At 70.9% G+C, this 8,250-nt stretch carries 8 protein-coding genes and 1 pseudogene; 6 read left to right on the top strand and 3 right to left on the bottom strand.

Translation table 11 applies throughout. The features are described from left to right. The first annotated feature begins 1 nt into the window (after position 1). The 3 genes from H4N64_RS33745 to H4N64_RS33735 all read left to right on the top strand — a co-directional run bounded on the left by H4N64_RS33745 (position 2) and on the right by H4N64_RS33735 (position 2,433). Positions 2 to 460, top strand: a complete 459-nt coding sequence (locus H4N64_RS33745; protein WP_336246873.1) for a DUF6415 family natural product biosynthesis protein — start codon at positions 2 to 4, stop codon at positions 458 to 460. Positions 461 to 605: 145 nt separating this feature from the next. Further along, complete coding sequence (gene rfbB / locus H4N64_RS33740; RefSeq protein WP_186286339.1) at positions 606 to 1,634, top strand: dTDP-glucose 4,6-dehydratase; 1,029 nt, start codon at positions 606 to 608, stop codon at positions 1,632 to 1,634. Further along, the gene (locus tag H4N64_RS33735; RefSeq protein ID WP_186286338.1) at positions 1,627 to 2,433 is read left to right on the top strand and encodes a DegT/DnrJ/EryC1/StrS family aminotransferase; all 807 of its coding nucleotides are present in this window, start codon (positions 1,627 to 1,629) and stop codon (positions 2,431 to 2,433) included. The genes rfbB and H4N64_RS33735 overlap by 8 nt, the downstream gene beginning before the upstream one ends. Before the next feature lie 169 nt (positions 2,434 to 2,602). On the opposite strand, the pseudogene H4N64_RS46940 reads toward H4N64_RS33735, so the two are convergent. The 3 genes and pseudogenes from H4N64_RS46940 to H4N64_RS33725 form a co-directional block, all read right to left on the bottom strand. Then, positions 2,603 to 2,766, bottom strand: a pseudogene (locus H4N64_RS46940) (short-chain dehydrogenase); the annotation flags it as partial. A 28-nt stretch (positions 2,767 to 2,794) separates the two neighbouring features. Further along, the gene (locus H4N64_RS33730; protein ID WP_186286337.1) at positions 2,795 to 4,450 is read right to left on the bottom strand and encodes a SulP family inorganic anion transporter; all 1,656 of its coding nucleotides are present in this window, start codon (positions 4,448 to 4,450) and stop codon (positions 2,795 to 2,797) included. Further along, positions 4,447 to 5,052 (bottom strand): carbonic anhydrase, encoded by a 606-nt coding sequence (locus tag H4N64_RS33725; protein ID WP_186286336.1) that lies wholly within the window; start codon positions 5,050 to 5,052, stop codon positions 4,447 to 4,449. The genes H4N64_RS33730 and H4N64_RS33725 overlap by 4 nt, the downstream gene beginning before the upstream one ends. Positions 5,053 to 5,317: 265 nt before the next feature. Here H4N64_RS33725 and H4N64_RS33720 point away from each other — a divergent pair, with 265 nt between their 5' ends. The 3 genes from H4N64_RS33720 (at position 5,318) to H4N64_RS33710 (ending at position 8,154) form a co-directional block, all read left to right on the top strand. Then, positions 5,318 to 6,031, top strand: coding sequence for a response regulator transcription factor (locus tag H4N64_RS33720; protein ID WP_186286335.1), 714 nt, complete (start codon positions 5,318 to 5,320; stop codon positions 6,029 to 6,031). Continuing rightward, positions 6,028 to 7,494 carry a sensor histidine kinase gene (locus H4N64_RS33715; protein WP_186286334.1) on the top strand — a complete coding sequence of 489 codons (1,467 nt, stop codon included), beginning with the start codon at positions 6,028 to 6,030 and terminating at the stop codon, positions 7,492 to 7,494. Before H4N64_RS33720 ends, H4N64_RS33715 begins: the two co-directional genes overlap by 4 nt. Positions 7,495 to 7,767: 273 nt before the next feature. Continuing rightward, on the top strand, positions 7,768 to 8,154 hold the full coding sequence (locus H4N64_RS33710; protein WP_186286333.1) for an excalibur calcium-binding domain-containing protein: 387 nt from the start codon (positions 7,768 to 7,770) through the stop codon (positions 8,152 to 8,154). Positions 8,155 to 8,250 lie beyond the last annotated feature (96 nt).

Raw genomic sequence — 8,250 nt, 5'->3', positions numbered from 1 at the left:
AGTGGACATCGCCACCATGCGCGCGAACGTCGCCCAGGTCCTCCCGCCCGAGGTGACCCCCACCGACCGGGCCACACTGGAGACGCTGACCGATACCCTGCGCCGCGGCATACAGATGCTCATCCCCGAGGTCGAGCAGGCCGCCGCGAAACAGCCCGCCGACGACATCCCGCGCTACGTGGCGCTCGCCTGCGTCCGCGAGGCCCGCGGCAAGCTGGACGCCCGCACCGGCCTGCTGCCGTCCGACGCCGCCGCGTACGTGCGCAAGCTCGGCCGGTCGCTGCTGGCGCTGTGCGACCACTACATCGCACTGACCGGCGTCCGCATGTGTGTGGCCTGCGACCAGCCCATCAGGCCGGGCGAAGCAACACAGCCGTACGACCAGGTCAGCCCCTCCGGCGGGGCGGCGTTCTCGGGCCGCATCCACGACCGCTGCGCCGACACCGTCCGCATCCGCTGACCGGCGGCGCCCCGCCCCGGCGAACAGAGGCCCCACGGCGACCGCAGCGACAGGGTCGCATCAGAACGCCCTCCCGTCGGCCCCGCAAGTCCCTGGCGGGAATGGCTCCCGTAGTTACATGCCCTCACAGAATGAGGCCAAAGTGATGGAAGCAGTGCTCGTTACCGGCGGCGCAGGCTTCATCGGGTCGCACTTCGTCAAACGCCTGCTGCGGACAGATGAGGTCGCCCATGTGACCGTGCTCGACGCCCTGACGTATGCCGGGCACCTGGAGAACCTGGGTACGGCGTTCTTCTCGCCGAAGCTCACGTTCGTCGAGGGCAATATCCTTGATGCTCAGCTTGTCGATGACCTGGTGGACCGCAGCACGGCGGTCGTCCACTTCGCCGCCGAATCCCACGTCGACCGGTCGCTGATCAACGCCGGCGGGTTCCTCGCCACCAACGTTCTAGGTACGCAGACCCTGTTGGACGCCGCGATGCGGCACCGCATCGAGAAGTTCGTGCACGTCTCCACGGACGAGGTGTACGGACCACAGGTGACCGGTTGCGCCCGCGAGGAGGACCCTCTTCGCCCGACCGTCCCCTACGCCGCTTCGAAGGCCGCCAGCGACCTGGTGGCACTGTCGTACCACCACACCTACGGCGTGCCCGTGTGTGTGACCCGGTCGTCGAACAACTACGGGCCCGGCCAGCACCCGGAGAAGATCATCCCGCTGTTCGTAACCCGGCTTCTCCAAGGTGACCCCGTAACCCTCCATGGCGACGGCGGGCACGTGCGCAACTGGCTGCACGTCGAGGACAACTGCCAGGGCCTCGAACGAATCTTGTTCGATGGCCAACCCGGCGAGATCTACAACCTCGGCGCGGGCACCGAACTGACGAACCGCGAGCTGACGGACATGCTCCTGATCCTTTGCGGCGCCGGACCGGAAGCGGTCACCTACATCGAGGACCGCACCGCGAACGACCGCCGGTACGCGATGGACTGCACGAAGGCCATGGGAATGGGCTACCGGCCGTCGCGGCCTCTGTCCGACGGTCTGGCCGAGACCGTCGAGTGGTACCGGGCGAATCCGAACCGATGGGCGCCGCTGCTGCGGAACCCGCACGCCCCAACCCCCACCGTCACCCTCGCGCCGGCCACCACCGAGAGGCGGACGTCCCATGCCTGAGCTGATGGTGGGCGCCTACCGGCAGAACGCGCGGCCCTACCTGTACGGCAATGAGCGTGAACGCCTGGTCCTCGCCTTGGAGGCAGGCCAGTACGGCCACGGTGAACTCACCGAGGCGTTCGAGCAGGCCGTGGCCGAGTATCTGGGCGTCCCGGACGTGATCGCCGTTGCCACGGGTACGGACGCGCTCCAGATCGCGTTGACGGCCGCGGGCATCGGTCCGGGTGACGAGGTCGTCGTGCCGTCGATGACGTTCTGCGCCACGATCCAGGCCATCATCGCCGCAGGCGCGAGGCCGCGCTTCGCCGAGGTCGCCCCCCACACGATGTGCGTCACGAGCGACACGATCATGGAGGCGGTCAACGAGCAGACCAGAGCCGTCATGCCGGTGTTGTACGGCGGCCGTGCCGTCGATCTTTCCGGCATTCGCGGCGAGCTGGCCGCGCGGAGCATCACGGTTGTGGAGGACGCGGCGCAGGCATTCGGCTCCTACGAAGACGAGGTGCCGGTCGGTGCGACCGGCGCCCTGACCTGCTTCAGCTTCGGCCCGATCAAGAGCCTGACGTGCGGCCAGGGCGGCGCGATCGTGCCGCGCTGCGAGGACGAGGCCACCGCGGCCCGCCAGATGCGGCTCGTCGGCATCGCCGAGTCTCCGGCCAAGCGGGCACGCAGCACCTCCTACCGGGTCGAGCGTCTTGGGATCCGGGCGCACATGTCGCAGCTCAACGCCGCGATCGGGCTGGCGCAGCTGCCGCATTTCGATGGAGGCGAGGCTCGCTCGTACGGTAGCGGATCCTGACACTGCGCCTGGCCCCTGCCGTTCGGCTGGTTTGCGCTCCATTCCAGGGCGCGGCGTCGCCGGACTTGCCCATCCGCTTTCCCCGTGGCGGATGGGCGGGGCCTTCGCATGGCTACTGCTGGGCGACGAGGCTGCCGAGGCCCGGTTCGGCGTAGATCAGCTGGGCCGCCGCGAGCTCCCGTACGAACGCCAGGTCCCCGAGGTCCAGCCGGGCGAACTCCACCTCCTCGCCGGCACTTCGGTCACCACCCGGTTCCCGGCCACGGTGCCGCGCCGCTCGCTGCGGCAGGCGGGTACCACCCTGGCGCTCTTGCGGGCCAGTTGGTCGGGGATGTCCTCCGTGTTCTAGCCGGCCATGGGATCAGCCCACGAGCCGGGTGTGCTCCGCGTACTCGTCCGGGATGGGACGTGTGTCCAGGTAGAACCATTCGGCGCCGGGGCCCGGCTGTCGGGTGCTCTCGGCCGGGGCGGGCTGCGGAGTCGTCACCGCGCCCGATGGTGTGCTCGGTCGGCCCGGCATCAGCAGTTCCACCCTCAGCCCCAGGCCCCGCTGCTGCGCGGTGAACTCCTCGACCTGGTTGCGGCAGGCGTGGTCCAGGTGGGTCACTCCGGTGAGGTCGAGGCGGATCCTCGGCTTTCCGGCACTCGCCGCGGCCTCCAGCGCCTCGATCACGGCAGGCAGCCGCAGAAACGTGGCGTTGCCCGCCATCACGACCTTGGCCGTGTCCTCCTCCAGGTGCTGCCGGATCACGGTCTGCGACATGCGCAGCGCGGCCAGCACGATCCCCGCGGCCAGCCCGATGATCACGCCTTCGAGCAGCGCCGTCGCCACGATCACCAGCGTGGTCACGGTCATCACGACGAACTCGCCCCGGTCCTGCCGCCACATCTTCGGGAACTCCTCGGGCGCGAACAGCTTCCAGCCGCTGTGCACGAGCACCCCGGCGAGCACCGAGATCGGGATCAGCGCGAGGACCTGCGGCAGCAGCATCGCGAAGGCGAGCAGCCACAGGCCGTGCAAGGTCCGGGAGAGCCGGGTCCGCGCCCCGGCCTGGACGTTCGCCGAACTGCGGGCGACCACGGCGGTGATGGGCAGCGCGCCCAGCAGGCCCGCCACGGTGTTGCCGGTGCCCTGGGCGATGAGCTCGGTGTTGTAGCGGGTGCGCGGTCCGCTGTGCATCCGGTCCACGGCGGCCGCGGTGAACAGGCTCTCCGCCGAGGCGATGACCGTGAAGGTGAGGACGGACGTGATGACCGCCGCGTCGGCGAGGTCCGCGAACTGCCCGGGTCCCGGCATCTGTACGGAGGCGAGCAGATCGCCGACCTGAAGGGTCTTCACCGCCACGCCGGGCAGCGAGGCGACCGCGATGCCGATGCCGACGGCGACCAGCGCGGCCGGGATCTTCCCGACAGGACCCGGCACCTTCTTCCACACGAAGCTGAGCACGATGGTGAGGACGCCGAGCCCGGCGGCGGTCATCGCCTGCCGGTCCGCCAGGATGTCGGCGAACAGGCTGGGGAGACCGGCCATGTTCTCGACCGGGCTGCCGGGGGCCTTGGCGTCCGCCATCGGGTAGACCTGGCTGACCATCAGCGGCAGTCCGATGCCGGCCAGCATGCCCTGGACGACGGCCAGGGAGATCGCCTGGAACATCCGGCCGAGCCGTACCAGGCCGAGGATGATCTGAAGGATGCCGGAGAACAGCACGATCACCCCGAGCATGGCCAGGCCGTGCTCCGCGACGGTCTCCGCCACCAGCGCGGCGAGTCCCGCGGCGGGCCCGCTGACCTGGAGCGTGCTGCCCCGGATCGCGCCCACCACCAGGCCGCCGATGACGCCGGAGATGATCCCGAGCTCGGCCGGGACACCGGAGGCGACGGCCACTCCGATGCACAGCGGCAGGGCGACGAGGAAGACGACGAGGGAGGCGGTGATCTCGGTGCCGAGGGCCGGCCGGGGCCCCTTCGCACCCGTGCTCCGGGCCGCTGTCCGGCCTCGCGCATGCGCCCCGCTCATCCGGGGTGCACCCGGAAGCGTTCGTCGGCGTCCAGCTCGTGCACCCGGCCGGTGTCGACCTCGTAGTACCAGCCGTGCAGCCGCAGCCGCCCCGCGTCGAGGCTGCGCCGCACCACCGGGTGACTGCGCAGCGCGGCAAGCTGGTTGACGACATTGCGCTGGGACACCTCGGACAGCGACGGATCGGCGCTGCCGGTGGTGAGCACCGCGGCGAGACCCGGGCGGGCCGGCTCCAGCCAGGCGTCCACTCCCGGCAGCGCGGACAGGTCGTCGCCGGAGCTGAGCGCGCTCATCGCGCCGCAGTGTGAGTGACCGCACACGACGATGTCCTGAACCCCGAGCACATCGAGCGCGTACTCGACGGTAGCGGCCTCGCCGGAGGCACCGGGCCGTCCGTACGGCGGCACGATATTGCCCGCGTTCCGCAGCTCGAATATCTCTCCGGGCCGCGCGCCTGTGATCAGGGCGGGTATGACCCGTGAGTCCGAGCAGGTAATGAAGAGTGCCTCGGGATTTTGCCCATCGGCCAGTTTCCGGTATTCATCGCTCTCGAAATCGACCCGTCGCCCAAAAGCGCGGGCACGGTCCAGCAACGCCTTCAACAGTGCCTCCTCTGTGGGGAGTTCGACCAGCTGACCACACCGTAGAGGGGGGTACACCAGACGAAGGTTAAGAGAACACCAGAGCCCGGCCAGGATGCGGACATTCTTTGTCCGGAATCCGGGAAGACGGCGTCGGGAAATCGCTTTCTGAGCGGCTCGTCACACCGGGCCGATTTTACGCGACGCAGCATTGACACTGCTTGTAGGTTGTCAACTCCACGACACGTCATTCGTGTTGTCCGGATTTCACGGAGAGACAGGACGTATGGGCATACGAGCGCTGCTCATCGAGGACGACGAGACGATCGCCGAGCCGCTCGCCGAGGGGCTCGGACACTTCGGACTTACGGTCCACCGTGTCGCCACCGGCACCGAGGGCCTGAGAGGTCCCTACGGCGATGTCGTCCTGCTCGACCTGGGGCTGCCGGACATGGACGGCGTCGATGTCTGCCGGGGCATCCGGCAGGTCTCCGACGTCCCCATCGTCATCCTCAGCGCGCGTGGTGAAGAGGCGGACCGGGTGCTGGGCCTGGAGCTCGGAGCCGACGACTATCTCGCGAAGCCGTTCAGCGTAAGGGAGTTGGTGGCCCGGGTGCGGGCGGTGACCCGGCGGACGCAGCGCACGCAGGAGCCCGCGCCGGAAGCCGCCCCGGGACCCGCGCCGGAACCCTCGTACGAGCCCGGCCCTCTGGTGGTGGACCGCCGTACCCGCCAGGTCTGGGTCGGTGAGGTCCAAGTCCCCCTCACTCCCAAGGAGTTCGAGCTGCTGGCACTGCTCACCGAGGACCCGGGCGCGGTCTACTCCCGGCAGCAGATCCTCGACCGGGTGTGGGACCAGCACTACGAGGGACCGACGAAGACCCTGGACGTCCATGTCGCCGCGCTGCGCCGGAAGCTGGGGCATCCGGCGTGGATCCAGACCCTGCGCGGAGTGGGGTTCCGGCTGGCGGTACAGACCGGACCGAACGAGCCGACATGACACGTCGGCTGCTCCTCAGCTACCTCACCCTTGCCACCCTGGTGCTGCTCTGTCTGGAGATCCCGCTCGGTTTCCGCTTCTCGGCCGGCGAACGGGAGCGGGTGGCGGACGCGGCGCGGGACGAGGCCGAGTCCGTCGCCGCGTACACCGCGCTGTCCCTGGCCACCGGCCGGGCCGGCGGGGATCTGCCGAAGCGGGCCGCGCACTGCGCCGAACGCGTCGGCGGGAAGGTGGTGATCGTCGACGGCTCGGGCGCGCTGCTCGCCGCCTCGCATCCGGTGTCCCGCCGGGCGGCCCGCGCCCTTCCCGCGCGTCCCGGGATCGCGGCCGCACTGCAGGGCTCCGCCGCGATGGACGTGCGCACGGCCACCGTCGGCGGGGTGGAGCAACTGTCCGTCGCCGCCCCCGTCAAGGGAGCGCGGGGTGCCGTATGGCTCACGGTGCCCACCCGGACGGTGCAGGAACGGATCGGCCGCGTGTGGCTGCTGCTCGGCGTCGGCGGGCTCGGGGTGCTGGCGACGGTCGCCGTGCTCGGCTTCGCCCTCGCCCGCTGGGCCGGCCGCCCCATCCGTGAACTGGAGCGCGCCACCCACGCGTTGGCCGACGGCGGCCTGGCCGCCCCGGTGCCGGTCACCAAGGGCCCGCCCGAAGTGCGCCGTCTCGCCGCCGCGTTCAACCGTACGGCGGCCCGCCTCGCCCATCTGCTGGCCTCCCAGCACTCGTTCGCAGGTGAGGCCTCGCATCAGCTCAAGACGCCGCTCGCGGCGCTGCGGCTGCGCCTGGAGAACCTGGAGCCCGATGTGTGCGGGCAGGGTCGGGGCAGCCTCGCCGCCGCGGTGACCGAGACCGACCGGCTCGCCCGGATGGTCGAGGGCCTGCTGGCGATGGCCCGTCTTGAGGAGGACGCGGCCACCCCGGGCCCGGTCGACGTGGGCGCGGTGTGCGCGGAACGGCACCGGACCTGGCTGCCGTTGTTCGAGCGCGAGGGCGTCGCCCTGGTGCTGTTCGCCGGCAGCGTGGGCCCGGTGCTCGCGGTGCCCGGGGCGGTCGAGCAGATCCTGGACAACCTGCTCTCCAACGCCCTGCGGGCCTCCCCCGCCGACAGCACGGTGACCATCGAGCTGCGGCTCCACGTGCCCGCCAAGCGCGCGCTGCGCGACAGCCGCCCTTGCTGGGTCGACCTGCACGTCACCGACGAGGGGCCCGGCATGACCGCGGAACAGCGTGAGCGCGCCTTCGACCGCTTCTGGCGCGCGCCCGGTGCGCCCAAGGGCGGTACGGGTCTTGGCCTCTCACTGGTGCAGCGGCTCTCGGTCGCGAGCGGCGGCGCGGCGAGCCTGCACACGGCGGCGACGGGCGGGCTCGACGCGGTGGTCCGCCTGCCGTCCGCCGAGCCGCCCGCGGGCGGCCACCCCGTCGGCAGGCCGGGCGCGCGCCGCGAGGCCCCGGCGCTCCCGGCGTGAACCGCAGGGCCGTCACAACCTGTCCATGACCAGTCAACCCAGCCCTTCCGGGCGTAGCCGCAGGGGCCGGTCGCCGTCAGTGCGGTCGGCCCATTCCCGGGATGGTCTCGGGCCACCAGGGTGAGCGTTCCCGATCGACTGCACTCGTACCCTGCCGTATTTCTTCCGGGTCTGACACAGAGCGTCACGCTTGCATCACAGGACCGCCGAACCGCCCCGGCCCCACCGGCCCCTCAATACGGTCGGCACCTCACATCATCTGGGGGGTCCCACATGAGTCATTTCCGCACATCCACCGCCCTTGCCGTAGCCGCGCTCGCGCTGGCCGTCGCGCCGGGCACCGCCCAAGCCCACGAGGGCGACCACCCGTTCGCGAACTGCGCCGAGGCGTACGACAACGGCTACGCCAACATCTCCGCGAGCGACGAGCACTACGGCAAGCACCTCGACCGGGACGGCGACGGCATCGGCTGCGACCAGCCGCCCGCCGACTTCGAGCCGGCCGAGGGCACAACCGAGGACACCACCGACGACACCGACCTCGCCGCCACGGGCGGCAACAGCACCACCCCGTACCTCGCCGGCGGCGGCGCGGTCGTCCTGCTCGCCGGGGGCGGGGTGCTGATGGCGGTACGGCGGCGTCGTACGAGCCAGTCCTAGGCAGGCCGAAGGGGCGGCACCCCCGCACGGGTGCCGCCCCTCTCTCGCGTTCCGGAGCCGCCGTGGATCGGTACTGAGGGTCGGGGACCCACGACG

The sequence above is a fragment of the Streptomyces cupreus genome (genome assembly GCF_014257025.1).
Lineage (GTDB): Bacteria > Actinomycetota > Actinomycetes > Streptomycetales > Streptomycetaceae > Streptomyces > Streptomyces cupreus.
The sequence above is the reverse complement of the archived record's forward strand: the minus strand, read 5'-3'. Positions and strand labels throughout refer to the sequence as shown.

Coding starts and splice junctions, on each gene's coding strand:
- H4N64_RS33715 (WP_186286334.1), top strand. CDS start 6,028: ATGACACGTCGGCTGCTCCTCAGCTACCTCACCCTTGCCACCCTGGTG.
- H4N64_RS33720 (WP_186286335.1), top strand. CDS start 5,318: ATGGGCATACGAGCGCTGCTCATCGAGGACGACGAGACGATCGCCGAG.
- rfbB (WP_186286339.1), top strand. CDS start 606: ATGGAAGCAGTGCTCGTTACCGGCGGCGCAGGCTTCATCGGGTCGCAC.
- H4N64_RS33730 (WP_186286337.1), bottom strand. CDS start 4,450: ATGAGCGGGGCGCATGCGCGAGGCCGGACAGCGGCCCGGAGCACGGGT.
- H4N64_RS33710 (WP_186286333.1), top strand. CDS start 7,768: ATGAGTCATTTCCGCACATCCACCGCCCTTGCCGTAGCCGCGCTCGCG.
- H4N64_RS33735 (WP_186286338.1), top strand. CDS start 1,627: ATGCCTGAGCTGATGGTGGGCGCCTACCGGCAGAACGCGCGGCCCTAC.